Raw genomic sequence first — 24,964 nt, 5'->3', positions numbered from 1 at the left:
CCGGTCCGGCAACAACGGCTCTATTCGCGCCCACTGCGCGTCAGTCAACGGCACGACCAGACCAACGATCCGATGATCCGAAAGAAACGCCCTAGCCGAATGCCAGTGCGCGGTCGAGCGCCGCGCGGCCGGCGGCTCCCCAGGTGGGCTGGCCGCCGGGCAGGCCGCGATCCCAGGCCCGGCCGATGGCGATGAGGCCGACGGCGCGCAGGACGGCCCATCCTCGGGCCCGTCGGACCATGGCCGGGTCCACCGCCACGCCCACGGTCGCGTAGGCGTCGAGGAACCGCGATGCGGCGCCTGCGGGAAGGAGCAGCCACGCGGCCGCGAGGTCCGTCGCCGGATCGCCGACGCAGAGATCCCCGAAGTCGATCACGCCGAAGAGCGTCCCCTCCGAGACGACGACGTTCGCGGGGTGCAGGTCCGCGTGAAGCCAGATCGACGGGCCCTGCCACGTGGGAGCGGCGACGGCGTCGGCCCAGACGGTCCGGACGTCGGCGGCGGCGCTGCCGGGGACGAGCTCGTCAATGCGCGGCTCGAACTCCTCCGCGAGCAGTTGGAGGGGAATCCCGCGCTGCGTACTGACCGGAGCCCCGGCGGGCGCCTCCTGGTGGAGCGCCCCGAGGAAGCCCGCCAGCGTGTCGGCCGCATGATCGCCGCGACTGATCGGGGTGCGGTCGGCCGGCTCGCCGGGGACCCAGCTCGCGATGCTCCAGGGCCTCGGGAAGCGGTCGGAGGGTTCGCCGGTCCGTACCGGAGTCGGTACCGGCAGCGGAAGGCGCGGGGCGAGGACCGGCAGCCACCGCTGCTCCTTGCGCAGCAGGGCCGGGGCACGCGTGGTGCGCGGCAGACGCACCGCCAGGTCGTCCCCCAGGCGCCACACCCGGTTGTCCCACCCGGCGGCCACCTGACGGAGCGGCAGCCCCGCGAGGTCCGGGTGCTGGTCGTGCAGGAGGGACCGGACCAGGCTCTCGTCGATCTCGAAGGTGTGCATGGCGAAATTGTCCACTGCGGGTCCGTCCCCGCCGCATGGGGTGGCGATCATCGTCCCGGGCTCGTCCCCCGAACCGGATGCGGTGCAGCCGCGCGCCTGCGGTCGGCTCCTCGCGCCGGGGCCCGCACGCCCGCTGACCTGGCATCACGAGTGAGGCGGGGAGTGGTTTGCCCGTACTTCCATCCGGGGCTCACGGGCCGGGAGAAGGCCGCTGGGGGGAGTGCGGCAGGCCGGGGACGCCCACAGGGAATCCACAAGAAGCCGCCCTACGATCCCTGTCGACCAGGCCAGAGGGGGCCAGGGCAGGCCGTGACCCGAGGTGACCTGCCCGGCCCCACCGGAGAAGGGACGCACCATGACCGTCAACCCGCCCGTGAACCGCCGGGCCGCCGCCGCACTCGGCGCCCTCGCCATCGCCGGCTCGCTGTTCGCCGCCGCGCCCGCGCAGGCCGCCGACGGTACCGGCTCGCCGTCCGCGGCGCCGTCGGCCCGGCAGACCCCGAAGGGCGACGGCGCGAAGGGGATCTGCAAGCGGCTGCCCAAGACCGAGGAGCGGGTGGCCAAGGCTGTGGACCGGCTCAACGGCGATGCGGGCGTGGTCGGTTCCATCGCCCGTCTCCAGCAGCGGGCCACCGACGCCAAGACCGCCGGGCACACCCCGATCGCGACCTACCTGAACGACCGGCTGACCGCCCGCAGGAGCCTCCTGGCCACCCTCCAGACCCGCCAGAGCGACCTCAAGGCCGTCGCGACCTGGTGCACCGCGAACAACCAGGGGTCCACCAAGTGACCCGCCGCCCGGTCCCGGCCCGCGCGGCGGTCGCGGCCCTCGTCCTGGCCGCGGCGGCCCTGCTCACCGCCTGCGGCCCGGGCTCCGGCCAGGCCGGCAGCGGCGGCGCGCCGGACAGCGCCCCGGGCCAGGTGCAGGACATGCAGCAGAAGCTGGACGCCGCCGAGAGCGCCGCCGCCCAGGCGGACGCCGACTCGGCGGCTGACGGCTGACGGCTGACGGCCGGCCGTTCCGCCGGTTCCGACGTGCGCAGGCCCTGTGGTGCGAGGCCCGGACGACGGCGTGCCCCCGTGGGGATCGGGGGGTTAGCCCCATGGCAGGCGCGACCGCGGCGCGGATAGCGTCGTCAGGCAGGCCCCGACCACGGGCCCGCCACCAGCGACGTTCTCAGATGTGGGGTCATGAGATGCGCCAGCCACGCCAGTACGTCCGGGCGCTCGCGCTCGTCGGGATCGCCGGGATCGCCGTCGGGGGGCTCAGCGCCTGCACGCCGGGGACGAACGCGCAGGACGACGCCGAGGTGTCGGAGAGGATCACCTCGGTGCGCCTGGACAGCAGCTCCGGCGGCGTCACCATCAACGGCCGGGAGGGCGCGGGGAAGATCTCCGTGCACCGCTCGATCGACTACCAGGACGACCGGCCCGGCACCACCACCCGTGTGGAGAACGGCGTACTGGTCCTCGGCGGCTGCGGACAGCACTGCTCGGTCAACTACACCCTGGAGGTCCCCGCCGGACTCCCCGTCGACGGCCAGACCTCCTCCGGCGCGGTCAGCCTCAACCGGGTCGGCCCCGTCAAGGTCACCACCCACTCCGGCGGCATCACCCTGGACGGCGTCGCCGGACCGGTCGAGGTGCAGACCACCAACGGCGCCATCAAGGGCACCGGCCTGAACGGCGACCGCATCCAGGCCCAGACCAGCAACGGCCAGATCGACCTCACCCCCGCCAGGGCCCAGGACGTCAGGGCCAAGACCTCCAACGGCGCGATCTCCCTCACCGTCCCCACCGCCACCTACAAGGTCGCCGCCCAGACCAGCAACGGCCGCAAGGAGATCGGCGTCACCAACGACCCCGCCGGCCGCTACCAGCTCGACCTCACCACCTCCAACGGCCGCATCACCGTCAAGAACGCCTGACCGCCGCGGACTTCGGTTCCGGTCAGCCCCTTCGCGGCGGGCCGTCGGCAGCAGGTCCGGGCCACTCGTACACGGCCAGCAGCGGCGGGTCGACGGGCCAGGGCGGGGCGGCCGCCGCGGCCGCGAGGCGCAGGGCGCCGAGCAGCGGCGGGCCGTCGGGCGGTGTGCGGCGCGCGGCCGGGAGGTCGGCGGCCACCGCCGCGTGCACCGCCTCGCGGAGCGGGGCGAGGTTGAACAGGCCACCGGTCAGGGCGAGATCGGGGCGGTCCAGTCCGGCGGATGCCGCCGCGGCGGCCGCGCTCGCCACGATCTCCGCGCCGGCCCGGCGGATGATCCCGGCCGCCACCGGGCAGCCGTCCGCGGCCGCCCCGGCGACGGCGGGGGCGAAGGCGGCCAGGAGGGCGGCACGGTCCGGGCGGGGCTGAAGGGCGGCGGGCAGGCCGGCGACCGGGCCGTAGTGCCGCTCGGCCAGGTCGAGCAGGGCGGTCGAGCCGCCGCTGCGGCCGTCGTGGGCGCGTAGCGCGGCCTCCAGGCCGGCCCGGCCGAGCCAGCTGCCGCCTCCGCAGTCGCCGAGCAACTGGCCCCAGCCGTCCGCCCGTTGCCAGCCGCGCTCCGGGTGGTAGCCGATCGCCACCACCCCGGTCCCGGCGGCGACGGCCACCCCCGGCCCGGTCCCGAGTGCGCCGATGTAGGCGGCGATCGCATCACCGGCCAGCACCAGGCGGGCGGCTCCGGTGCGGCGGGCCAGCGGGGCCGGCAGCTTGGCCGCGAGGTCGCGGCCGAGCAGCGCCATGCCGGTGGCGCCGACGGCGACCGCGCCGATCCGGCCGCCCGGCGGCAACGCGGCGGCCAGCGAGTCGAGTGCGGGCAGCAGTCGGTCGAGCAGGGCGTCCGCGTCGTGGCCGCTGCCGGAGATCCTTGCCGGGGCGGCGAGTTCGACGGTGTGCGCGTGCGCCAGGTCGGTCGGCCAGGCCTCGGGGGCGAGCGCCAGCCGGATGCCGCTGCCGCCGACGTCGATTCCGACCACCCAGGTGTCGTCAGGCATGCCGGAACCGCCGGTCGGCCGCCGGGGCCGCTGCCGACCGTCCGTTACGCCTGTTGCGCACGCGCACGGCCTGGTGGGTGAGGATGCGTTCGGCGAAGGCCCGTTGCACCGGTGACCGGGACGGCAGCGTGTCCCTCAGTCGGACGATCAAGGCCTGGGCCGATGTCCCGTCCACAGCATCCCTCCCGCGGGTCCTGCGCCGACCTGGCGCCCGGGTACGACGCCCCGACGGCGCCCCACACGATGCCTTCATAGTGCTCTTCACATCGGAGGAGCAGGGGCGAGACTCCCAGTTGCAGGCCATCCCATTTGGCCCCTTGATAGCCTGGAAGGTGTGATCATCACCGGATGCCTGGCGCCCGACGAGTTGCGGAAGCAGGGCTTTCCCCGGCCGCACCCAGACGGACGAGTGCGGACCGCCTCGTGAACGACGAAGACGGCGGGCTGGTCTTCCCGACCACCGAGCTTGCGCGCGACACAGTGCGCCACGCTCAGGCTCTGGTCCCAGCCGCGATCTTCAATCACAGCCTGCGCACCTACCTCTACGGACGCCTTCTCGGTGAGCGGCGTGGTCTGCAGCCCGACCGCGACTACGACGACGAACTACTCTTCCTGGGATGCGTCCTGCACGACTGCGGGCTCAGTGTCGAGGGCAACGGTGACCAGCGGTTCGAACTGGACGGTGCCGACCTGGCGGTCGGCTTTCTGACCGGGCGGGGAGTGTCACCGGACCGAACGGAAGTCGTGTGGGACGCGATCGCCCTGCACGTGGACCGTGAGATCGCCTTGCGGAAGCGGCCGGAGATCGCGCTGGTCGCCCTCGGCGCGGGTTTCGATCTGGGCGGCGGCCCGAGCGCACTCCCGGACGGCTACGCGGAACGCGTCCACCGGGTGCTTCCCCGTCTGCATGCGGCAGCGGTCCTCCACGACGGCATTGTCGGCCAGGCGCTGGCCAAGCCGCACAAGGCACCGCTCTTCACGATGCCAGGCGAGCTCGTCCGCCAGGTGACCGGCCGCGTCTGGCCGACCTGGAGAGAACTTTCCCGATCCTCAGGATGGAACGACTACGACGACTACCGCCCTGATGCGCCAAGCGCACCCGCGCCCAAGCCGAGCCGCATCACGCCGGCGCCGCTGCGCCAAGCCGTCACCAGGCCCATCCGCACCACACCCCGGGGAGGACCCGTGCACCATCTGCCGCCGACCGAGGGCCGCAATCCGCGCAGTGCCGACATCGACCTGCTGGACTCGCTGGGCATCCTGCGCCTCGTCAACGCCGAGGACGCCACCGTGCCCGCCGTCGTCGCCGCCGCGCTGCCCGTCCTCGCCCGAGCCGTGGACGCGGCGGTGGACGCGCTGCGGGCCGGCGGGACGGTGCACTACGTCGGCGCCGGGTCCTCGGGCCGCTACGCCGTCCTGGACGCGGCCGAGCTCCCGCCCACGTACGGGCTCGAACCGGGCCGCTTCCGGGCCCATCTCGCCGGCGGTCCGGACGCGCTGACCCGCGCGGCCGAGGGTGCCGAGGACCGCGAGCAGGCCGGCCGGGAGGCGCTCGCCGACGCGGCGGCGGGGGACGTCGTGGTCGGGCTGGCGGCCAGCGGGCGCACCCCGTACGTGGCGGGCGCACTGGCCGCCGCCCGCGCCGCCGGGGCCGTGACCGTCCTGGTCAGCGCCGATCCGCGGGCCCCGCTGGCGGCGCTCGCCGATCTGCACGTCTGCGTGCCGACCGGGCCCGAGGTGGTGACCGGCTCGACCCGGATGAAGGCCGGCACCGCGCAGAAGCTCGTCCTGCACGGCTTCTCCACCGCGGTGATGGTCCGACTGGGCCGCACGTACTCCAATCTGATGTCCGATGTGGCCGCCGGGAACCGGAAGCTGACCGCACGCACGCTCACGCTGCTCGGCCAGGCCTCCGGCGCCGAACCGGCCGCCTGCCGGGCCGCGCTTGACGCGGCCGGCGGTGAACTGAAGCCCGCGCTGGTGGTGTTGCTCTCCGGCGCCACCCCCGAGGCGGCCCGGTCCGCACTGGCGGCGGCCGGCGGCCAGGTGCGCGGCGCGCTCGCAGCGGTGCAGCCGGGCACGGACGCAGGCGCGGGCCGAGATCCCGACGGCTCCCCCGCCCGCCCGTGACCCGGCGGGCGCGCAGGTGGAGCCTGCCCCGGGGAGGACCTCCGTCCGTGCCCGCGCCAACGCCCCGGTGCCGTCAGCCCCTTCGCGCCCTCGCCGGCCTGCGGTTGGTCAGTCGGCGGACAGGAAGCCGTCGACCAGGTCCACGAACCGCTGCGGCTCCTCCACCCACGGCCGGTGCCCGGACCGGGCCATCACCTCCAGGCGGCCGCCGGGGTGGCAGGCGGCCACCGCTCGGGCCGGGGCGGTGCCGATCATGCCGTCCGCCGCGCCGGCCAGGACCAGGACGGGGGTGGCGGCGGCGCCCAGCCGGGCGATCCGGTGCGCGAGCGTCGCCGGTTCGGCCGAGCCCGCGTAGAAGGCCTCCCGCAACCACGGCAGGGCGGTGGCGTATTCGGGCCGGTACTCGGCCCGGCGCTGCTCGGTCCAGGTGTGCCAGAAGAACGGCAGGATCCGCTGCTGGAGCGCCGCCGACCCCGCGCCACCGACGCCTCCCTCGGCGAGCAGCCGGTCGGCCTCGGCGGCGTCCCGGTACCAGGGTTCGCCGGAGCGCGCGGCCCGGAGGGCGGCCAGCTCGGCCAGGTCGGGCTCGCGGCCGGCCCGGCCGACGGGTGCGACCAGCACCGCCCGCCGCACCCGGCCCGGCCGGGCGGCCAGGTACTCCTGGGCCGTCAGGCAGCCCGCCGAGTGCGCGAGCAGGTCGAACCGCTCCAGCCCCAGATGGCGGCGCAGCGCCTCCAGATCCCGGGCCTGTTCGACGAAGGAGACGGTGGCGCGGTCCTCGGGCACCTCCGAGCGGCCGGCGGCCCGCGCGTCCACCAGCACCAGTCGGCGTCGGCGGCCGAGCCCGCCGAGGTCCCCCAGGTACCGCACGTCCATCCCCGGGCCGCCGGGGAGGACGACCAACGGCTCGCCGTCCCCGGCGAGTTCGTACCGGATCCGGGTGCTGTCGTACGAGGGGAAGGTCGGCATGCGGGAAACGATCACATGCCGGGCCGGGCACTGTCACCAGCATTCCGCATAGTGGTCTGGACCACTAGGCGGAATGCTGGTGACCGGCCATCCGGCGGCACCGGGCGGGCGGGACGGGAGCCGCCGCGAGCAGGATGGTGGAGAGCCGTCGACCGTCCCGGCCCGCCTGGGAGGCGGACCCGCCAGCCATGGGAGTGCGCCGTGTCCGGAGAGACCGAGCCGAGTACCGGGAGCAGGGCGGAGCGGGCCGGTGCCGCCGACCTGACGATGGTCGCGCTGGCCCACCGGCCCACCGGGGTGGCGGTCACCCCGGACGGGCGCCGGGTCTACCTGACCGTGCTGGACCGACACCCGGACGGCCTCGACTTCGGCGGCGTGACCGTCGTCGAGACCGCCACCGACGCCGTGACCGCGACCCTTGACCTGGGCCGAAGCCCCCGCGGGATCGCGATCTCCCCGGACGGCGGCCGGGTCTACGCGCCTTCCGTCGACCCGGTCCGCGGCGAGAGCGTGCTGAACGTGATCGACACCGCGACCGACACCGTCGCCGCCAGGGTCGTCCTGGGCCCCCGCTCCACCCCGCCGACGGGCGTGGCGCTCTCCCCAGACGGGGCGCTCGCCTACGCGGTGACGGTCCCCGGGCCCGGCCTGTCCTCGGGCGCCCTCCATGTGGTCGACACCGCGAGCGGGACTGTGACCGAACGGATCGCGGTGGACCTCGACCCCTTCGGCATCACGGTCACCCCGGACGGGCGCCGCGCGTACGTCAGCATCTCCGGTGACGACGGCGTGGAGGTCGACCTCTCCACCCGCACCGTCACCCGCCGCCTCGGGTTCCCGTTCTCCAGCGAGTTCAGGATGGCCGTCACCGCCGACGGCACCCGGGCGTACGTCGTCCGCACCGACAACACGGACGCGTTCGCGGTGGACCTCGCCACCCTCCAGGCCACCGGCGCCGCCGAGACGACGGGCCTCACCACGGATGTGGCGATGGCGCCGGACGGACGCCGGGCCTACGTCACCCAGCGGCAGGGGGAGAGCGCCGCGCAGAACCTGATCGCGATCGACACCGCGACCGACCGGGTCACCGACTCCCCCGTCCGCTGGCCGGGTGACGCCAGCGCCCTGGCGATCACCCCGGACGGCACCCGCGCGTACGTGGCCGACCAGCGCGCCAGTCAGCTGGTCGTCATCCTGCTCCCCCTTCCACCACAGCCGTAGCCGCAGGACCCTGCGGCCGCAGCCGTAGCCGCCGGGCCGGGTGCCAGGCGCGGAGCCCCGGGCCGGCGGGTCACCCGGGCGGTGGCGACGACGGGCCGGGGGCGGTCCGGGGAAGTAGCGTGATGTGTCTGACCCGACCGCTTTGGGCGGGTATCGCCAGAGATGACCCGTTCATCCCGGAGCCGGAGGTGGCCGATGGGGGTTCCAGCCGCTCGCATCGTGTTCGACGAGAGTGACCGCACGGCCGTCGCGGACGCCGTGACGGAGATGCTCACCACCGGTGCGCTGACGCTCGGCCCGTGGACGGAGCGCTTCGAGCAGGCCTTCGCCGCCGAGCACGGCGCCTCGCACGCGGTCGCCGTCGCCAGCGGCACGGCCGCCCTGGAGATCGTGCTGCGCACCGTCGACGTCCGGGACCGCGATGTGGTCGTACCGGCCGTCACCTTCTACGCGACGGCCGGCGCCGTCCTGCACGCGGGCGGGCGGCCCGTCCTGGCGGACGTCGATCCGGAGACCCTCGCGCTCAGCCCGCAGACGCTGGAGGCGGCGCTCACCCCGGACACCGCCGCCGTGGTGCTGGTGCACATCGGGGGCCTGATCACCCCCGACGTGGACGGGCTGCGCGCGGTCTGCGACCGCCGGGGGATCCCGCTGGTCGAGGACGCCGCCCACGCCCACGGGAGCGGCTACCAGGGCCGCACGGCGGGCTCGTTCGGCCTGGCCGGCGCGTTCTCGTGCTACCCGACCAAGGTCACCACCAGTGGCGAGGGCGGCATGATCCTCACCGAGTCGGCCGAGCTGCGCGACGAGGCCAGGATCTACCGCGACCAGGGCAAGGGCTCCTTCACCACCAACCACCACGTCCGGTTCGGGGCGTCCTGGCGGATGAGCGAGCTGAACGCCGCCGTCGGCACCGTGCACCTGCGGCGGCTGAAGGAGTTCGTCGAGACCAGGCGCCGGGTCGCCCAGCGGTACGACGCCGCGCTCGCCGGCCTGGACGGCATGCGGCCCGTCCTCGAACCGGCGGGCTGCCGCAGCAACTACTACAAGTACGTCGCGCTGCTGCCCCCCGGTGTCGACCGCGCCGCGTTCAAGCGCGCCGTGGCGGAGGAGTTCGGCGTACGGCTGTCCGGCGAGGTGTACGACCTGCCGCTGCACCACCAGCCCGTGTTCGGCCCGTACCGCGGGGTGCCGCTGCCGGTGGCCGAGGACGTCTGTGCGCGGCAGATCTGCCTCCCGGTGCACTCCGACATGACCGAGGACGAGACCGACCAGGTGATCGCGGCGGTGTCGGCCGTCCACGGCCGACTCGCCGGCTGAGCCTGCCGGACGGCTTCGCCGCCCCCTGCACTTTGCAAACAGTGACTTTGCAAAGCGCAGGGGCACCCAAGAGTTAGCGGCGGCGGATCGATTCGGCAGGCCGGCCGTGCGGAGTCGCCGGCCTGGCGACTTTGCAAAGTCACTGTTTGCAAAGTCGTGGCAAGCGGTCACTGCAGGCGGTCACCGCAGGCAAGCGGCCTGTGCGAGGAGGCCGCTGCAGAGGGTCGCTGCAAACAGGCGGTCCCGGCGAGGAGCCACGGCAAGAAGGGTCACCGCAGGCCCCGACCGGACGGCGGCGGCCCCGACCAGAGAGCAGCCCCGACCCGGGGCTCCGGAGAAGGAGTGAGAACGTGCGCGTAGCCGTCACCGGGGGGTGCGGATTCATCGGCTCACACGTCGTGGACCGGCTGCTGGCCGCCGGGCACGAGGTACTCGTGGTGGACACCACCGACAAGTACCTCAACACCGACGCCGAGCACGCCCGGATCGACATCCTCGACCTGCCCGCGCTGACCTCCGCCCTCGACGGCAGCGAGGTGGTCTTCCACCTCGCCGCGATGGCCGATGTCGAACAGGTCGCCGCCGACCCGGTCAGGGCCGTACGGCTGAACATCGACGGGACCGAGACCGTCCTGGAGGCGGCCCGGCGCAGCGGCCTGAGCCGGACGGTGCTGGCCAGCACCGTCTGGGTGTACGGCGCCGCACTCGCCGAGAACCACCTGGACGGCGAGGAGCAGGAGCTCGACGAGCACGTCCCGATCGAGCTCGACCACAGCGGCCACCTGTACGTCGCCACCAAGCTCGCCGCCGAGATGCTGGTCCACAGCTACCGGGAGCTGTACGGGCGGCACTTCACCATCCTGCGCTACGGCATCCCGTACGGGCCGCGGATGCGCGACGAGCTGGTGGTCGCCCGATTCGTCCAGGCGGCCCTCGACGGGCGGCCGATCACCATCGCGGGCGACGGCCGGCAGAGCCGCAACTTCGTCTACGTGGAGGACCTGGCGGACGCCCACGTCCGGGCGCTGTCCCCCGCCGCCGAGGACCAGACCTTCGCGCTGGAGGGCTCGACCGCCGTCTCCGTCCGGGACATCGCCGACACCGTCGACCGGCTGCTCGGCCCGGTGACCATCGAACACATCAAGGCCCGCGCCGCCGACTACGCCGGGCGCCGGATCTCGCACGCGCAGGCGAAGCGGCTGCTCGGCTGGTCCCCGCACACCAACTTCGCGGACGGCGTGAGCCGGTACGCGGACTGGTACCGGGAGGCGTCCGGCCGCCCGGCCGGCGGGTCCTGAGCGGCCGGGTCCCGTCGTGCCGCATGCACTGCTGGTGTCCGGTTCGCTCGGCCAGGGGCACGATGTGATGGCCCAGGCCTGCGCGGACTCGTTGCGGGAACGGGGCTGGACCACCTCGACGGTGGACGCGATGGCCCTGCTGGGGCAGCGGGCCGGCGCGGCCGGGGAGGCGGTCTTCCGGCACCTGCTGGACCTGCCCGGGGTCTACGACGCCTTCCACTTCTCGGCGCTGCGGCCGGGCGCGCGGCTGGCGCTGCTCGCGGACGCGGCCGCGCGGCGGCGGCTCGGCCCGGCCCTGCGGGAGCTGGTGGCGGCGCAACGGCCGCAGCTGGTGGTGTCGGTGTTCGCGACCGCCACGTCGGCGGTGAACGGGCTGCGGGCGCGGGACTTCCGGCATCTCGTGCTCTGTACGGACGTGACACCGCACCGGCTCTGGGTGCAGGACGGTACCGATCTGTTCCTGGTCACCTCGCAGGTGGCGGCCTGTGCGGTGCGGCGCTACCGGCCGGATGCGCCGATCGCCGTGGTGCCCGCACCGCTGCGGGCCCCGTTCTACCGGCCGCCGGGGCGGGCGCAGGCGCGGGCGGAGCTGGGGGTGCCGGGGGGTGCGCGGTGCGTGCTGCTGATGTCCGGGTCCTGGGGGCTCGGCCCGCTCGCCCGGACGGCGGCGGCCTTGGCGGATGCCGGGCCGCACGTGCTGGCTGTCGCCGGGCGCAACGAGGAGTTGGAGCGCCGTCTGCGGCACGCGGCGGGGAGCCGGCCGCGGTTGCACCCCTTCGGTTACACCGAGCGGATCCCGGCGCTGATGGCGGCGGCGGACCTGGTGGTGACCAGTTCCGGGGACACCTGTAGCGAGGCGCGCGCGCTGGGTCGGCGTCTGCTGCTGCTGGACGTGGTCCAGGGCCATGGGCGGGACAACCTGCAGCACGAGCTGGAGCTGGGCCACGCCGATGTCACCTCCGCCCGCCCGGAGGAGGTGGTCCGCAATGCGCTGGCCGCTCTGCACCGGCCGCCGCCCGGTCTGTCGGCGGGCGCGTCCCCGCTGGGGTGGCGGACGGGGTTCGCGGCGGCACTGGACCGGGTCGGCCTGGGGGCGGCGGGCGAAGGGCGGGGGTAGCGGTGGGGGCGTCGGGTCGCGGGTGGCACCGGGTTGCGTCCGCGGGCCGAACTCCCTTGCCGGTTGCGGTCCCTGCCGGTCGGGGGAGATCCGGGACGGGGCTCGGGGTGTTCGGCCGCCGTGGTCGGGGCGGGGTCGGGCCGGCGCCGGTTCGGCCACGCTCGCGGCTGTCGGTGCCGTGTGGCAGGATCCGCAGGTGACCAGCAGAGCCAGTGAATCGCAGCGGCTGAACGATCTCGCGCGGCTGCGCCGGGTCCGTGACCGGATCGACCGGGAGTACGAACAGCCGCTGGACGTCGAGGCGCTGGCCCGCGGCGCGCACATGTCGGCCGGGCACCTCAGCCGCGCGTTCCGGGCCGCGTACGGCGAGTCGGTCTACGGGTACCTGATGACGCGGCGCATCGAGCGGGCGATGGCGCTGCTGCGCCGTGGCGACCTCAGTGTCACCGAGGTCTGTTTCGCGGTCGGTTGCTCGTCGTTGGGCACGTTCAGCACGCGTTTCACGGAGCTCGTCGGCATGCCGCCCAGCGTGTACCGCCAGCAGGCGGGGGGCGTGACGGAGGGGATGCCGTCGTGCGTGGTGAAGCAGGTGACCAGACCGGTCAGGAATCGAGAAGCGCCCCCTGCGGGCCGCGGCTAGCGTGATCGACATGGATCTCACCATTCACACCACGTTCCTCCCGCACGACGACGCGGACGCCTCGCTGGCCTTCTACCGCGACATCCTCGGCTTCGAGGTCCGCAAGGACGTCGGGTACGGCGGGCTGCACTGGATCACGGTCGGCCCCGTCGACCAGCCCGGTACGTGCATCGTCCTGGAGCCGCCGGCCGCGGACCCGGGCATCACCGACGACGAGCGCCACACCGTCACCGAGATGATGGCCAAGGGCACCTATGCCCGCCTGGTCCTGGCCACCGCCGACCTCGACGGCACCTTCGGGCAGCTGGTGGCCAAGGGCGCCGAGGTCGTCCAGGAGCCGACCGACCAGCCGTACGGGGTGCGCGACTGCGCCTTCCGCGACCCTGCGGGCAACCTGATCCGCATCAACGAGGTGCGCTGAGCCGTCCGGCGGGCGCGGACGGCGGCAGTACCGCGTCGAGTGCGACCCCGGCGGGCGTCCGAGGGGGGCGCACCGGCGGAGCAGTACCGGACGTACCGACCGGGGCCGGTCGGATGATCAGGCGAGGCGACACCGACGGAGGCCGCGAGGGCGGCCCCGCCCGACAGATGGAGACACGATGAGCAAGGCCACGAGGACGGACTCGCCGTCGCCTGCGCCGCACGCCGCCGACAGCCACGAGATGATCCGGGTGCACGGCGCGCGGGTGAACAACCTCAAGGACGTCAGCGTCGAGATCCCGAAGCGCCGGCTGACGGTGTTCACGGGTGTCTCCGGCTCGGGCAAGAGCTCGCTGGTGTTCGACACGATCGCCGCGGAGTCCCAGCGGCTGATCAACGAGACCTACAGCGCCTTCGTGCAGGGTTTCATGCCGACGCTGGCGCGGCCCGAGGTCGACGTCCTCGACGGGTTGACCACCGTGATCACCGTCGACCAGCAGCGGCTGGGCGGCGACCCGCGGTCCACGGTCGGCACCGCCACCGACGCCAACGCGATGCTGCGCATCCTGTTCAGCCGGCTGGGCGAGCCGCACATCGGTCCGCCGGGTGCGTACGCCTTCAACGTCCCCTCGGTGCAGGCGACCGGTGCGATCACCGTCGAGCGCGGTGCCAAGAAGGCGGTCAAGGCGACCTTCAGCCGCACCGGCGGCATGTGTACGCGCTGCGAGGGCCGGGGTTCCGTCTCCGACATCGACCTCACCCAGCTCTACGACGCCTCCAAGTCGCTCGCCGAGGGCGCGTTCACCATCCCCGGGTGGAAGTCCGACAGCTTCTGGACGGTGCGGGTCTACGCCGAGTCGGGGTTCCTCGATCCGGACAAGCCGATCTGCAGGTTCACCAAGAAGGAGATGCACGACTTCCTCTACCGGGAGCCGACCAAGGTGAAGGTCGAGGGTGTGAACCTCACCTACGAGGGGCTGATCCCCAAGATCCAGAAGTCGTTCCTGTCCAAGGACAAGGAGGCGCTGCAGCCGCACATCCGCGCGTTCGTGGAGCGGGCGGTCACCTTCACCACCTGCCCGGAGTGCGAGGGCACCCGGCTCAGCGAGGGGGCGCGGTCGTCGAAGATCAAGCGGATCAGCATCGCCGACGCCTGCGCGATGCAGATCACCGACCTGGCCGAGTGGGTCCGCGGTCTGGACGAGCCGTCGGTGGCGCCGCTGCTCGCCGCGCTGGAGCAGACCCTCGACTCGTTCGTGGAGATCGGGCTGGGCTACCTCTCGCTGGACCGGCCGTCCGGGACGCTGTCGGGCGGCGAGGCGCAGCGCGTCAAGATGATCCGTCATCTCGGGTCGGCGCTCACCGACATCACCTACGTCTTCGACGAGCCGACCATCGGTCTGCACCCCCACGACATCCAGCGGATGAACGACCTGCTGCTGCGGTTGCGGGACAAGGGCAATACGGTGCTGGTCGTGGAGCACAAGCCGTTGACGATCGCGATCGCCGACCACGTCGTCGACCTCGGTCCGGCTGCCGGTACCGGGGGCGGCACCATCTGCTTCGAGGGGACCGTCGAGGGGCTGCGGGCCAGTGGCACCATCACCGGCCGTCATCTCGACGACCGGGCGGGTGTCAAGGCGCAGGTGCGCACGCCGACCGGTGCGCTGGAGATCCGTGGCGCGACGGCGCACAATCTGCGCAAGGTCGATGTCGACATCCCGCTCGGGGTGCTGGTGGTCGTCACCGGGGTGGCGGGCTCCGGAAAGAGCTCGCTCGTGCACGGGTCGCTGGTGAAGGACTCGGGGGCGGCGGGGACGGGTGTGGTGTCGATCGACCAGGGCGCGATCCGCGGCTCGCGGCGGAGCAATCCGGCGACGTACAGCGGTCTGCTCGATCCGATCCGCAAGGCGTTCGCGAAGGCCAACGGTGTGAAGCCGGCGTTGTTCAGTGCCAATTCCGAGGGTGCGTGTCCGACCTGCAACGGTGCCGGGGTCGTCTACACCGACCTGGGGATGATGGCCGGTGTCGCCACCACCTGCGAGGAGTGCGAGGGGAAGCGGTTCGAGGCGTCGGTGCTGGAGTACCGGCTCGGCGGGCGCGACATCAGTGAGGTGCTCGCGATGTCGGTGACCGAGGCCGAGGAGTTCTTCGGCTCCGGGGAGGCGAAGACGCCGGCCGCGCACGCCGTCCTGCGGCGGCTGGCCGATGTCGGGCTCGGCTACGTCAGCCTCGGGCAGCCGCTCACGACGCTGTCCGGTGGTGAGCGTCAGCGGTTGAAGCTGGCCACCCACATGGCGGAGAAGGGTGGCGTCTACGTCCTCGACGAACCGACCACGGGCCTGCACCTCGCCGATGTCGAGCAGTTGCTCGGTCTGCTCGACCGGCTCGTCGACTCGGGGAAGTCGGTCATCGTGGTCGAGCACCACCAGGCGGTGATGGCGCATGCCGACTGGATCATCGACCTCGGCCCGGGGGCCGGCCACGACGGTGGCCGGGTGGTGTTCGAGGGCACGCCCGCCGAGCTCGTCGCCGCCCGGTCGACGCTCACCGGCGAGCACCTCGCGGACTACGTGGGCGCCTGACCGCGGAGCCCGGGTCCGACGCTTGGCACGTTGTGTCGGGGTGGCGCGTCGTGTCGGGGTGTCGCGTCGTGTCGTCATGACATGTCGTGTCGGGGTGGCATGTCGCGTCTTGGTGGCGGGTCAGGTCGCTCCGGCATGACGTGCCACCCCCGTGCACGGTGGCACGCTGTGCCGGAGTGGCACGTCGTGCTCGTGCAGGGGGCCGAGGGTGAGGCCCCGGTCGTGGCAGTGGGCCGCGATGAGGGGGAGGGCGCCGAGGGTGGAGCGCCAGGAGCCGGGGGCCGAGGTGCAGTCGGAGTCGTGCAGGAGCAGCGTGGCGCCGGCGGTGAGGCCGGGGCGGGCGGCGGCGAGGACGGACTCCGGCGAGGCGTCCGCGGTCCAGTCCCGGCCCCAGACGGTCCACAGGACGGTGCGCAGGCCCAGGCGGTGGGCGGCGTGGGCGAGGCCGGCGGTCAGGACGCCGTAGGGAGGGCGGTACCAGCGCGGACGGGCGCCGCACAGCTCGGTGACGGCCTCGGTGGTGCGGCGCAGTTCGCGCAGGTCACGGGCGGGGGCCGGGTACCACTGCTCGCGGTGTCGCCAGCCGTGGACGGCGACCTCGTGGCCGCGGTCCACCAGCTCGCGGCCGAGGGCGGGGGAACGCTCCAGCATCTCGCCGAGCAGGAAGAAGGTGGCCCGTACGCCGAGCGCGTCCAGGGCGTCCAGCACGGACGGGGTGCCGCGCGGGTCGGGTCCGTCGTCGAAGGTCAGGGCGACGTGGTGCGGGGCCGATCCGTAGCCGGCGGTGTGCCGAGCGACCGTGTGGCGGACGAGGTCCAGGCGGACGGCGGCCGGGGCAAGGTGGAGCAGTTGGACCGCCGCCCCGGCCGTGGCGGCCCACCCGGTGGCCCGTACTGCGCCGCCGAGCGGGCCGGTGGAGCGGCCGGGAGAGCAGGCGGCGCGCTCCCGGTCCATCAGCCGAACCTGGATGCCATCCGCCGGAACACCCCCGGTGCGGCGCCGTGGATGCGGGCGGGGAAGCCGAGCCAGCGCGGGACGAAGGGCCGGTCGCAGGAGGTGGTGATGGTCGCGAGGACGGCGTCCGCGACCCGCTCGACGGCGACCGGGCGCGGGCGTTCGCGCTGGTAGGGGGTGCCTCGGCGGGCGAAGAAGGGGGTGTCCACCGGGCCGGGCAGGACGATCCGCACGGCGACGCCGGTGCCGCGCAGCTCGTACCAGAGGCTCTCGGCGAACATCGCCAGCCCGGCCTTGGTGGCGGCGTAGGCGGCCTCGTCGCGCACGCCGACCTGGCCGGCCACCGAGCCGAGCAGGACGATCCGCCCGCGCCGGCGCTCCAGCATGCCCGGCAGCAGGAGCCGGACCAGCCGCAGCGGGGCTGCCAGGTTGACCTCCAGCATCCGGTCCAGGGCGTCGGACGGGGTTTCGGCGAAGGGCCCGCGCCAGCCGAGGCCCGCGCTGGCGACCAGGGCGTCGATCCGGCCTGCGGTGGCGAGGGCGGCCTCGGCGAGGCGTTGCGCGCCGTCCGGTTTGGCCAGGTCCTCGGGCAGCGGGTGGCCGCCGGTGCGGGCGGCGACGGCGTCGAGGCGGCCGCGGTCGGTGCCGGAGAGCAGGAGCCGCCAGCCGGCTGCCGCGAGGCGGTCCGAGGTGGTCGCGCCGATGCCGGAGGAGGCTCCGGTGACGAGGGCGACCGGCGGTTGCGGGTGCTCCGACCGCCGGGACCGTTGAGGGGCTTCGTCCGCCATGGTCTCCTACCGCTCTCCGGTCGCCTTGCCGTCCACGGGTCGGGGACGGGCCGTCCGGCACGATCTGTCCGGGGTTCCCGGTCTGGAACGGTCCGAGGTCCCCGGTGTGGGGCGCCTGATCGGAGCCGTGCCGTCTGGGTGGTTTCGCCCGGAATGTCACCATCCCATGGCTCTGGTGGCCGGGCTACCGGGGCCGGGCCGCCGCCTCGGTCGGGGCCGCCAGCGGCTGCCGGGCGTCCGGCGCCACCTCGGCCTCCACCTCGCCGAAGCGTGCGAGCACGAACGTCCCGCCCACCGCGACGGCGAAGCCGGTGAGTGCCGACCAGGCGTACCCCGGTCTGGCCGCGTCGCCGAGTGCGGCCACGCCGACCAGCGCCGGGCCGAAGGTCTCGGTGACCGTCCCGGCGGCCGTCGCCGCCGTGACCGTGCCGCGTTGCAGGGCCAGCGCGTACGCCAGGTAGCCGCCGAGCCCGCCGAGGGCGAGGGCGTACGCGGCGGGGTCGGTGAACAGGTCGGCGGGCCCGGCGATGTCGAGGACCCGGACGGCCAGGCTGGTCACGCCGAAGCCGGCCCCGGCGAGCAGGCCGAGGCCGGCCGCCGCGGCGTTGCCGGCCCGGCGGGCGAGCAGGAAGGTGAGCAGCAGGATCAGGAGCGTGGTCGCGAGCAGCGCCCAGTGGAAGACCGGACCGGCCTGTTCGCGGCCCTCGCGGCCGGAGCCCAGTGCGAGCAGGGTGAGGCCGACGACCACGGCGGCGATCCCGAGCAGGTCGCCGCGGCGCAGTCGGGCGCCGAGCAGCCAGACGGCGGCGAGGGCGGTCACCGCGAGGCTGGCGTTGGTGACGGCCTGGACCAGGAAGAGCGGCAGCCTGCGCAGGGCGACGATGCTCAGCGCGAACCCGCCGATGTCCAGGGCGGTGCCGAGCAGGAACTGCCAGGACCGCAGGAGCGCGGCCAGGAGGCCGACCTGCACCCGGTCCGCTCGGGGGGCGGACCGGGCACCGCGTGCCTGGAAGACCGACCCGAAGCCGAAGCAGGCGGTCGCGACCAGCGCGGTGGTGAATCCGAGCAGCATGGCTCTCCCAGCCTCGGGGGCAGGATCCACCACCAGTCTCTGCCCGGCGGCACGGCGGCGCGACGGCGCAGTGGCAGGGCGGCTCGGCGGCACGACGGCGCAGTGGCAGGGCGGCGCAGTGGCAGGGCGGCTCGGCGACACGCCGGCTCGGCGGCACCCGGGGTGTCCCCGGGCGGGCGCGGGGGTCAGGGTTTGAGGGCGGCGGCCGCGTAGGCGGAGGACTCGATGTCGGTGACGGCGAGGTCGTCGGGGTGGTCCGGGCGCCAGCGGGGGGTGGGGACGAGTCCGGGGGCGATGACGTCCCAGCCCGTGAAGAAGCGGGTGAAGTCGTGCCGGCTGCGGACCCGCAGGGCGGTGCCGGCCGCTTCGTAGATGCTCACGAGCCGGGCGATCCGGCCGGGCGCGAAGTCGGCGGTGGCGTGGGACATCACCAGGGCGCTGCCGGGGACGAGTGCGGACTTGAGGTGGTCGACCAGCTCGTAGGCGCCGCGCGCGTCGGGGACGAAGTGCAGCAGGGCGTTCAGCGAGAGGCCGACGGGGCGGTCCAGGTCGAGGGTGTCGCGCAGCCGGGGGGAGGCGAGCAGGGCGGCCGGATCGGTGGCGTCGGCCTCGACGTAGGCGGTGCGGCCCTCGGGGGTGCCGGTGAGCAGGGCCTGGGCGTGGGCGAGCACGATCGGGTCGTTGTCGGCGTAGACGACCCGGGCGCTCGGGTTGATGCGCTGGGCGATCTCGTGGAGGTTGGGCGAGGTGGGGATGCCGGTGCCGATGTCGAGGAACTGGTCGATGCCGGCGAGGGCGAGGGCCCGGGTGGAGCGGTGCATGAAGGCCCGGTTGGCCCGGGCGGCGGCGCGGATCCAGGGGACGACGGCGAGTGCCTGGCCGGCGGCCTCGCGGTCGGCGGCGAAGTTGGTGAAGCCGCCGAGGAAGTAGTCGTACATCCGCGCCGAGTGCGGAACGTTGAGGCGGAGGTCCACCCCGTCGTACTCGTTCATCCTTCGCCCCTCCCGCCCCGCGCACCCCTCGATTGCTGCCCACGGTACCGGTGAGCCAATCACCGTTCGTCTCCGGCCAGTTCTGGGCGCAGGCCGATAGCGGCACCCGATGAGATGACAATCTGTATTCGGAAGGAAGCCTGGAGTGACAGGACGGGGGGACTGAGGATGAGGGGCACACAGCTCCCGCCCACGCGGCCCGGCGCACAGCCGGCGGTCGCAGAAAGCAGGCCCGATGACGATCGACAGGGGTGCCCACTCCTACGGGCGCCGGGGAGGCCCGGCGGTGGAGGACAGCGGCGAGCAGGCCGAGGCCGTCCGGATGGGGTTGGCGTACACGGCGTTCTGCGAGACCCATGAACCGGCCTGGCGGTCGCTGGCGCTGACCCGGATAGGCAACCGGGCGGACGTGACGGCGGTCGTCGAGGCGGTCAAGGACGACCTCGCCCGCTCGTGGGCGCATGTGCTGCGGTTCGAGGAACCCGCCGCCTACGCCTGGCGACTGGCGAACCGTCAGGTCGCCGATTGGGTGGCCGGGTCGGAGCCGGTGGAGGTGGAGGCCGTCACCTTCGCCGCGGTGATCGGCGCCTTCAAGGACGTCGCCAAGGGCCTCCTCCGCAACGAGGCGGACGAGGTCAGGCTCTATGCGGCGATTCTCGAACTACCGGACCGGCAGCGGGATGTGGTCATCCTGCGCTATCTGCTCGGCCTGCACGTCAAGGTGATCGGCGCCTATCTGGACCGGCCGGTGGCGACCGTCCACTCCAACCTCCGGCACGCCCGGGAGCGGCTGGGCCGGCGGCTCGGCGTCCCGGACCTGCCGGACCACGGGGGCGCGCCGTGATCCCGGGAAACCCGCCCGAGACCCTGGCGGCTCCAGCGCCGACTGAGACTGCGGCGGAGGCTGAGACCGAGGCGGGAGCGGTTCGGGTGCAGCCGCCGGGCGACGGGCCGGCCCCGCTGCGGGTCCCCCGCCCGGAGCGCGCGCACGCCCGGCGGATCGCGGCGCTGCGCCAGGCGCGACTCACCGCGGCCCCCGCGCACCTGCCCTCCGAGCACGAGCAGGCGGCGTTCGAGCTGGGCCTGGTGGTCGCCCTGGTGCTGGGCGCGCCGGACGCCTCCCGGGGCCTGGACCTGCTGGTCAACGCGCGCCGGATCCAGCCCGAGGGCGCCGAGGTGTTCGGCGCGCTGCTGTACGCGACGGGGCGCGCCGACGGCGCCGAGTTCTGGTGGCGGTTCGCGGCCGGCTCCGGCAGTCGGACCGCCGCGTACTGCCTGCACCTGTACCACCTCAAGCTCGGCGAGGCGGACGACGCCGACTACTGGCGGGCGTGGTCGGACCAGCTCGCCGCGACGGCCCGTCCGCCGGGCCTGCGCCCGCTGCGGGTCGGTCCGCCGCTGCTGCCGGACGACGTGCGCCGCGACATCCTCTCCCGCTGCCACCGGGGGCTGGCGCCGCAACTGCCCCCGGCCCTGGTGGAGGTGATCGACCGGCTGCCGGTCGGGGACGGCGTGGACGGCGGCGGCGGTGTGGGCGATGACGACCGTGGCAGCGGTGCGGACGACCGCGGTGCACCGCAGGACCAGGTGCCCTGCCCGTGGGACCTCACCTCGGAGGCGACCTCCGGCTGCTCCTGGGACCCTGCGGGGTGAACCGCCCGGGGAGCGGGCCGCGCCCCTCTTTCAGGTGAGCCCGCTCCGCTCCCCCGGTCGGCCTGCCGATCGCCGGTCCGACCGAGCCGGGTCAGCCGGCTTCGGTCTCGCGGCCGTCACCCTCCGCGGCCGGCGGCAGCGTGTCCCCGGACAGTGCCTCCCCGAACTGCGGGGTGCCGGGCTGCGGGGTGCCGGCCGGGACGCGGTGGACGAGGTAGTGGTGCGGGGCCATCGCGGTGTCGTGGCCCGGGAGTTCGGCGATCACGGCGCGGTGCGCGGCGGTCGGCGTCAGCGCCGGGTCCGCGGTGGCGAGACGGGCGACCAGGCGCCCGCCGGCCACCGTCACCTGCACGGCGACGCCCGGGCCGAGGGCGTCACCGACCAGCGCGCGGACGGCGGCCAGGTCGATCCAGCAGCCGTCGATCAGGTGCCAGTCGCCGTCCCGGCCGACCGGCCGCAGCCCGGTCAGCGCGGGCAGTTCCGCGAGCGGCACCGGGCCGCGCGCGGCGGCCTTCAGCACGGCAAGGAGCCCGTGGGCGAACTGTTCGGCCTCCGCCCGGTCGAGTACCTGCGGGCAGGCGACCAGCACGAACTCCAGCCGGCCGGCGATCCGCAGGATGTTGAACATGATCCGGACCGGGATCCGCTGGTCTGGCAGCCAGAACAGCTCGGGGTCGCTCTGCGGGGCCGGGCGGGACTCCGAGACGGCCTCGGGGATGGTCAGGCTGAGGTCGTTCACCACCACCTGGCGGGCGAAGCGGGCGCCGCGCCGGTGGGCGACGTCCTCGATCAGCTGCCAGACCTTGCCGGCGTCGAGGGTGCTGTGCCAGTAGCCGGTGAAGGAGGCGGCCTTGGCCCGGCCGATCAGCTCGTCCAGGTCGGTGGCGTCCGTGTCCAGGGCGATCAGCGCGTCCTGGGCGAGGGTGCCGATGTGGTCGGCCATCACGGAGCGCTGGCGGTTGGCCGAGAGGGCGGCGAACACCAGGTCGGACCGGTCGGCCCGCTGCGCCACCAGGGCGGAGAAGGCGGCGAGCAGCACCACGGACGGGCTGCTGCCGGTGCGCACGGAGGCCGCGGCGAGGTCCTCGGCGGCCGACCGGGAGCGCAGCAGGGCGACGCCGACGGCCTCGGCCGGCCCGGTGATGCGGGAGTCGGCGAAGACCGCCTGAGGTCCGGTGGTGAGCAGCCGCTCCCAGTGCTGGAGGGAGGCGGCGGCCTTGCGCCGGCCCTGGGCGGTCGCCTCCTGGGCGGCGACCTCCAGCGGGGTGCGGGCGGTGGAGGGCGGCAGCTCCTTGCCCGCGGCGAGGTCCGTCCAGTCCTGGATCAGCAGGGTGGCGGCGGCGCCGTCCGCCCCGGCGTGGCAGACCACCACGATCAGTCGCAGGACGAGGTCTTCCTGGGTGAGCAGGGTGAAGCGCAGCCGGACACCGGTCGTGAGGTCGAACGGGACGGCGACGTCTGCGCGTGCCAACTCGTCAGCGAGCTGGTCGAGTTCGGCGCCCTCGCGGGAGCCGGCGTCGATCGCGGTGACGGTGAACTCGCCCTCGCCCCGGATCTCCTGGCGGTCGGGGAAGCCGTCGGGGCCGGGCGGGAAGACGGTGCGCAGCGATTCGTGGCGTTCGGCGAGGGCGCGCAGGGCGTCGAGGGCCGCGGGGAGGGTGGTGCCGTCGGGCACGGGCCAGACGGATTCCTTGTTGATCTGCTCGGGGGCGTCTCGCCGGATGCAGCGGATCATGTTGTCCTGGCCGAGCGTGAGCGGTCCTGAGCCGCTGCTCGCGCCGCCGAAGCGGACCGTGATCCGTCTGGGGTCTGTCACGTGGCACGCGTCCTTCGGGTCGCCGGGCCTGAGCGGGGTGTGGTGGATCCGGTCCGGACGCTACCGGCGGCCCGGAAGATCGGTCTACGCCAGAAAGCCGGGGTGGAACGGGAGGCGTGAAGACAAGTTGAGGTGTCGTCAATCACCTTGATGGCGGAGCGAGTTCGGGCACCAGGTGCGCCGACCAGTACCGGCGCCGGACTTCGAACGGGCGGTCGCCGACGGCGGCGACGGCGGCGTGGAAGGGTCCGGGCACGGGGATGTCCTGCACCCGGCACGGCCCCTCCCCCAGTGTGCCCACCGTGTCCAGGCGCAGTGGCGCCGGGCCGGCCAGCGGCAGGCCGAAGCCCTGGACGAGCCGTCCGCCGTAGGCTTTGACGCACGCCTCGCGACGGCTCCACAGCCGGGTGAAGCGTGCGGCGCGGGCGCTCGGCGTGGCGGCCCGGGCGATGAACTCGGCTTCGGCGCGCGGGAAGTAGCGGTTGGCGATGCGGGCCGCGACCCGTTCGTCGCGGAGCTCCTCGACGTCCGCGCCGACCTCGCGCCCGTCGGCGATCGCCAGGACGGCAAGGGCGCCGGAGGCCGAATAGCTGAGCTGGAGCAGGCCGTTGCCGACGGCCGGTTCGGGTTTGCCGTGCGGGCCGTACCGCCAGGCGAGTTCGGCGGGGTGCAGGCCCAGGCGTTCGGCGGCGAGCAGCCGTACCACGCCGTGGACCACGGTGAAGCGGCGCCCGATCAGCACGTCCTTGTCCGCGCGGGCGCGTTCGCCGGGGTCGAGCACGGTCCGCAGACGGTGGACCACCGGGTCGGGTTGGTCGGTCGGGATGACCCAGAGGTCCACCTGGTCCGGGATCATGGCCCGGCCCGGAGGGTCAGGGTGCTCAACAGTCCGAGCCGGCGGTCGAGGGCGGCGACCAGGACGGGGCTCGGCCTCGGCGGAGCGGGCTGCGGCGGATCGGGCTGCAACGACTTCGACTGCGAAGGCTGCGGCGACCGGTCGGACAGGTGCTCGGCGAGTTGCGTCCACACCCCGGTGAAGGGCTGCCCGGCGATCGGGGGCTGCGCACCGGCGACGCCCGACAGGCCCGGGTCGACCAGGACGAGCGCCCCGGAGCCGAGATCCCCGACCTCGGCGGCGAGCTGCTTCGAGGCGGACTCCTGGTCGGCGGGCTTGAGTTGACGAATCGTCAGTTCAGAGCCCGGATCCTTCTCGCAGACCAGGACGACCACGCAGTGCCGGTCGGGCAGGTCGACCGGCTCGGCCGGCCGGTAGTGCAGCGCGGTCTGCTCGGCGAGGACCACCACCACCCGGTCGAAGCCGCTCCCGCCGGACGTGAAGTCGGCGGCGAGCTGCAGTGCGGTGAAGGCCGCCGCCGTTCCCTCGTCGCAGACGGCGAAGGCCAGCGGTGAGCCCGGGCAGAAGCGGCTCAGGTGGATCGAGGCGGGCGCCCCTGGTCGGACGTCGGGCGAGTCGAAGGCCAGGATCAGCAGGTCGACGGGCTTGCCGTCGGCCACCGCCTCGCGCAGCGGGCCCTCGGCCATCTCGCCGTAGGAGTGTCCGACGCCCTCGTCGAGCAGGTCCTCGCGCAGCGGCAGCCCGTGCGGGCGGACCAGGTCCGAGACGAAAACCCGCAGGTCCGGGTCGAGGGAGGTCTCGGATCTGCCGTCGACGTAGCGGGTCACGGCCTTGGCGATGCGCAGACCGGCGGGCACCCCGGTCAGTCCTCGGGGATGATGTGCGCGGCGACGAAGTCGGCCAGCCTCGTCACCGAGCGCAGGTCGTCCTCGCCGATCTGCTCGACGTCGACCTGGATGTCCAGGGACTCCTCGATCTCCAGGATCAGCTCGATGGTGCCGGCCGAGGTGAGTCCGAGGTCGTCGAAGAGGCAGGCGTTCTCGGGGATCTCGGGGAGCTCGCGCTTCAGTACGCGCGGCAACAGCTCGCCGATGCTCCGGAGGATCCGGTCCCGAAGTTCGACATCAGTGGTCTGGACCGCGGGGTCTGACATGGGTGTCCCGTCC

24 protein-coding genes are annotated in these 24,964 nt (G+C 74.0%); 13 read left to right on the top strand and 11 right to left on the bottom strand.

Annotated elements, in window-relative coordinates; genetic code table 11:
- Window positions 1–91: 91 nt before the first annotated feature.
- A complete protein-coding gene (locus tag ACIGZJ_RS28595) occupies window positions 92–994 on the bottom strand; it encodes an aminoglycoside phosphotransferase family protein (protein ID WP_396459944.1) in 903 nt (300 codons plus the stop codon).
- Window positions 995–1,349: 355 nt separating this feature from the next.
- On the opposite strand from ACIGZJ_RS28595, the gene ACIGZJ_RS28590 reads away from it, so the two are divergent.
- From ACIGZJ_RS28590 to ACIGZJ_RS28580, 3 genes are all read left to right on the top strand, one after another.
- Window positions 1,350–1,784 (top strand): hypothetical protein, encoded by a 435-nt coding sequence (locus ACIGZJ_RS28590; RefSeq protein WP_396459943.1) that lies wholly within the window; start codon window positions 1,350–1,352, stop codon window positions 1,782–1,784.
- Entirely contained in the window at window positions 1,781–1,996 is a 216-nt protein-coding gene (locus ACIGZJ_RS28585) for a hypothetical protein (protein ID WP_396459942.1), read from the top strand. The genes ACIGZJ_RS28590 and ACIGZJ_RS28585 overlap by 4 nt, the downstream gene beginning before the upstream one ends.
- A gap of 194 nt (window positions 1,997–2,190) precedes the next feature.
- Complete coding sequence (locus tag ACIGZJ_RS28580; RefSeq protein ID WP_396459941.1) at window positions 2,191–2,922, top strand: DUF4097 family beta strand repeat-containing protein; 732 nt, start codon at window positions 2,191–2,193, stop codon at window positions 2,920–2,922.
- A gap of 22 nt (window positions 2,923–2,944) precedes the next feature.
- Here ACIGZJ_RS28580 and ACIGZJ_RS28575 read toward each other — a convergent pair whose 3' ends face one another.
- On the bottom strand, window positions 2,945–3,967 hold the full coding sequence (locus ACIGZJ_RS28575; RefSeq protein ID WP_396459940.1) for a BadF/BadG/BcrA/BcrD ATPase family protein: 1,023 nt from the start codon (window positions 3,965–3,967) through the stop codon (window positions 2,945–2,947).
- 423 nt (window positions 3,968–4,390) lie between these two features.
- Between ACIGZJ_RS28575 and ACIGZJ_RS28570 the strand changes: the two genes are divergently transcribed.
- Window positions 4,391–6,097: an N-acetylmuramic acid 6-phosphate etherase gene (locus ACIGZJ_RS28570; protein WP_396459939.1), complete on the top strand. Its 1,707-nt coding sequence runs from the start codon at window positions 4,391–4,393 to the stop codon at window positions 6,095–6,097.
- Window positions 6,098–6,205: 108 nt separating this feature from the next.
- On the opposite strand, the gene ACIGZJ_RS28565 is transcribed toward ACIGZJ_RS28570, so the two are convergent.
- The gene (locus ACIGZJ_RS28565) at window positions 6,206–7,066 is read right to left on the bottom strand and encodes an alpha/beta fold hydrolase (protein WP_396459938.1); all 861 of its coding nucleotides are present in this window, start codon (window positions 7,064–7,066) and stop codon (window positions 6,206–6,208) included.
- A 201-nt stretch (window positions 7,067–7,267) separates the two neighbouring features.
- Between ACIGZJ_RS28565 and ACIGZJ_RS28560 the strand changes: the two genes are divergently transcribed.
- The 7 genes from ACIGZJ_RS28560 to ACIGZJ_RS28530 all read left to right on the top strand — a co-directional run bounded on the left by ACIGZJ_RS28560 (window position 7,268) and on the right by ACIGZJ_RS28530 (window position 15,667).
- Window positions 7,268–8,287, top strand: a complete 1,020-nt coding sequence (locus tag ACIGZJ_RS28560) for a hypothetical protein (protein WP_396459936.1) — start codon at window positions 7,268–7,270, stop codon at window positions 8,285–8,287.
- A 219-nt stretch (window positions 8,288–8,506) separates the two neighbouring features.
- Complete coding sequence (locus tag ACIGZJ_RS28555; protein ID WP_396459935.1) at window positions 8,507–9,607, top strand: DegT/DnrJ/EryC1/StrS family aminotransferase; 1,101 nt, start codon at window positions 8,507–8,509, stop codon at window positions 9,605–9,607.
- Window positions 9,608–9,957: 350 nt separating this feature from the next.
- Window positions 9,958–10,905, top strand: coding sequence for an NAD-dependent epimerase/dehydratase family protein (locus ACIGZJ_RS28550; RefSeq protein WP_396459934.1), 948 nt, complete (start codon window positions 9,958–9,960; stop codon window positions 10,903–10,905).
- Between the two features lie 16 nt (window positions 10,906–10,921).
- Window positions 10,922–12,022 (top strand): hypothetical protein, encoded by a 1,101-nt coding sequence (locus ACIGZJ_RS28545; RefSeq protein ID WP_396459933.1) that lies wholly within the window; start codon window positions 10,922–10,924, stop codon window positions 12,020–12,022.
- A 196-nt stretch (window positions 12,023–12,218) separates the two neighbouring features.
- Complete coding sequence (locus ACIGZJ_RS28540) at window positions 12,219–12,662, top strand: helix-turn-helix transcriptional regulator (RefSeq protein ID WP_392938485.1); 444 nt, start codon at window positions 12,219–12,221, stop codon at window positions 12,660–12,662.
- Window positions 12,663–12,672: 10 nt separating this feature from the next.
- Window positions 12,673–13,083: a VOC family protein gene (locus ACIGZJ_RS28535; protein ID WP_396459932.1), complete on the top strand. Its 411-nt coding sequence runs from the start codon at window positions 12,673–12,675 to the stop codon at window positions 13,081–13,083.
- A gap of 178 nt (window positions 13,084–13,261) precedes the next feature.
- Window positions 13,262–15,667 (top strand): ATP-binding cassette domain-containing protein, encoded by a 2,406-nt coding sequence (locus ACIGZJ_RS28530; RefSeq protein WP_396459931.1) that lies wholly within the window; start codon window positions 13,262–13,264, stop codon window positions 15,665–15,667.
- Window positions 15,668–15,787: 120 nt separating this feature from the next.
- Here ACIGZJ_RS28530 and ACIGZJ_RS28525 read toward each other — a convergent pair whose 3' ends face one another.
- The 4 genes from ACIGZJ_RS28525 to ACIGZJ_RS28510 form a co-directional block, all read right to left on the bottom strand.
- A complete protein-coding gene (locus tag ACIGZJ_RS28525; protein ID WP_396459930.1) occupies window positions 15,788–16,621 on the bottom strand; it encodes a polysaccharide deacetylase family protein in 834 nt (277 codons plus the stop codon).
- Window positions 16,621–17,409: an SDR family NAD(P)-dependent oxidoreductase gene (locus ACIGZJ_RS28520; protein WP_396459929.1), complete on the bottom strand. Its 789-nt coding sequence runs from the start codon at window positions 17,407–17,409 to the stop codon at window positions 16,621–16,623. The genes ACIGZJ_RS28525 and ACIGZJ_RS28520 overlap by 1 nt, the downstream gene beginning before the upstream one ends.
- A 184-nt stretch (window positions 17,410–17,593) precedes the next feature.
- Window positions 17,594–18,481, bottom strand: a complete 888-nt coding sequence (locus ACIGZJ_RS28515) for a hypothetical protein (RefSeq protein ID WP_396459928.1) — start codon at window positions 18,479–18,481, stop codon at window positions 17,594–17,596.
- A gap of 185 nt (window positions 18,482–18,666) precedes the next feature.
- Entirely contained in the window at window positions 18,667–19,473 is an 807-nt protein-coding gene (locus tag ACIGZJ_RS28510; protein WP_396459927.1) for an SAM-dependent methyltransferase, read from the bottom strand.
- A gap of 235 nt (window positions 19,474–19,708) precedes the next feature.
- On the opposite strand from ACIGZJ_RS28510, the gene ACIGZJ_RS28505 reads away from it, so the two are divergent.
- Window positions 19,709–20,317: an RNA polymerase sigma factor gene (locus tag ACIGZJ_RS28505; RefSeq protein WP_396459926.1), complete on the top strand. Its 609-nt coding sequence runs from the start codon at window positions 19,709–19,711 to the stop codon at window positions 20,315–20,317.
- 86 nt (window positions 20,318–20,403) lie between these two features.
- The gene (locus ACIGZJ_RS28500; RefSeq protein ID WP_396459925.1) at window positions 20,404–21,126 is read left to right on the top strand and encodes a hypothetical protein; all 723 of its coding nucleotides are present in this window, start codon (window positions 20,404–20,406) and stop codon (window positions 21,124–21,126) included.
- 91 nt (window positions 21,127–21,217) lie between these two features.
- On the opposite strand, the gene ACIGZJ_RS28495 is transcribed toward ACIGZJ_RS28500, so the two are convergent.
- From ACIGZJ_RS28495 to ACIGZJ_RS28480, 4 genes are all read right to left on the bottom strand, one after another.
- Window positions 21,218–22,942 carry a condensation domain-containing protein gene (locus ACIGZJ_RS28495; protein ID WP_396459924.1) on the bottom strand — a complete coding sequence of 575 codons (1,725 nt, stop codon included), beginning with the start codon at window positions 22,940–22,942 and terminating at the stop codon, window positions 21,218–21,220.
- Between the two features lie 142 nt (window positions 22,943–23,084).
- On the bottom strand, window positions 23,085–23,798 hold the full coding sequence (locus ACIGZJ_RS28490) for a 4'-phosphopantetheinyl transferase family protein (protein WP_396459923.1): 714 nt from the start codon (window positions 23,796–23,798) through the stop codon (window positions 23,085–23,087).
- Entirely contained in the window at window positions 23,795–24,655 is an 861-nt protein-coding gene (locus tag ACIGZJ_RS28485; protein WP_396459922.1) for a hypothetical protein, read from the bottom strand. The genes ACIGZJ_RS28490 and ACIGZJ_RS28485 overlap by 4 nt, the downstream gene beginning before the upstream one ends.
- Before the next feature lie 5 nt (window positions 24,656–24,660).
- Window positions 24,661–24,951, bottom strand: coding sequence for an acyl carrier protein (locus ACIGZJ_RS28480; protein ID WP_392938511.1), 291 nt, complete (start codon window positions 24,949–24,951; stop codon window positions 24,661–24,663).
- Between the last annotated feature and the right edge of the window lie 13 nt (window positions 24,952–24,964).

The sequence above is a fragment of the Kitasatospora sp. NPDC052868 genome, assembly GCF_044547105.1.
Classification (GTDB): Bacteria; Actinomycetota; Actinomycetes; order Streptomycetales; family Streptomycetaceae; genus Kitasatospora.
This window is presented reverse-complemented; position numbering and strand designations above follow the sequence as displayed.

What these genes read in the sequence shown, in the direction of transcription:
- ACIGZJ_RS28520 (WP_396459929.1), bottom strand. Translation starts at nt 17,409, where the DNA reads ATGGCGGACGAAGCCCCTCAACGGTCCCGGCGGTCGGAGCACCCGCAA.
- ACIGZJ_RS28490 (WP_396459923.1), bottom strand. Translation starts at nt 23,798, where the DNA reads ATGATCCCGGACCAGGTGGACCTCTGGGTCATCCCGACCGACCAACCC.
- ACIGZJ_RS28580 (WP_396459941.1), top strand. Translation starts at nt 2,191, where the DNA reads ATGCGCCAGCCACGCCAGTACGTCCGGGCGCTCGCGCTCGTCGGGATC.
- ACIGZJ_RS28590 (WP_396459943.1), top strand. Translation starts at nt 1,350, where the DNA reads ATGACCGTCAACCCGCCCGTGAACCGCCGGGCCGCCGCCGCACTCGGC.
- ACIGZJ_RS28515 (WP_396459928.1), bottom strand. Translation starts at nt 18,481, where the DNA reads ATGCTGCTCGGATTCACCACCGCGCTGGTCGCGACCGCCTGCTTCGGC.
- ACIGZJ_RS28595 (WP_396459944.1), bottom strand. Translation starts at nt 994, where the DNA reads ATGCACACCTTCGAGATCGACGAGAGCCTGGTCCGGTCCCTCCTGCAC.
- ACIGZJ_RS28575 (WP_396459940.1), bottom strand. Translation starts at nt 3,967, where the DNA reads ATGCCTGACGACACCTGGGTGGTCGGAATCGACGTCGGCGGCAGCGGC.
- ACIGZJ_RS28530 (WP_396459931.1), top strand. Translation starts at nt 13,262, where the DNA reads ATGAGCAAGGCCACGAGGACGGACTCGCCGTCGCCTGCGCCGCACGCC.
- ACIGZJ_RS28480 (WP_392938511.1), bottom strand. Translation starts at nt 24,951, where the DNA reads ATGTCAGACCCCGCGGTCCAGACCACTGATGTCGAACTTCGGGACCGG.
- ACIGZJ_RS28505 (WP_396459926.1), top strand. Translation starts at nt 19,709, where the DNA reads ATGACGATCGACAGGGGTGCCCACTCCTACGGGCGCCGGGGAGGCCCG.
- ACIGZJ_RS28535 (WP_396459932.1), top strand. Translation starts at nt 12,673, where the DNA reads ATGGATCTCACCATTCACACCACGTTCCTCCCGCACGACGACGCGGAC.
- ACIGZJ_RS28510 (WP_396459927.1), bottom strand. Translation starts at nt 19,473, where the DNA reads ATGAACGAGTACGACGGGGTGGACCTCCGCCTCAACGTTCCGCACTCG.
- ACIGZJ_RS28565 (WP_396459938.1), bottom strand. Translation starts at nt 7,066, where the DNA reads ATGCCGACCTTCCCCTCGTACGACAGCACCCGGATCCGGTACGAACTC.
- ACIGZJ_RS28525 (WP_396459930.1), bottom strand. Translation starts at nt 16,621, where the DNA reads ATGGACCGGGAGCGCGCCGCCTGCTCTCCCGGCCGCTCCACCGGCCCG.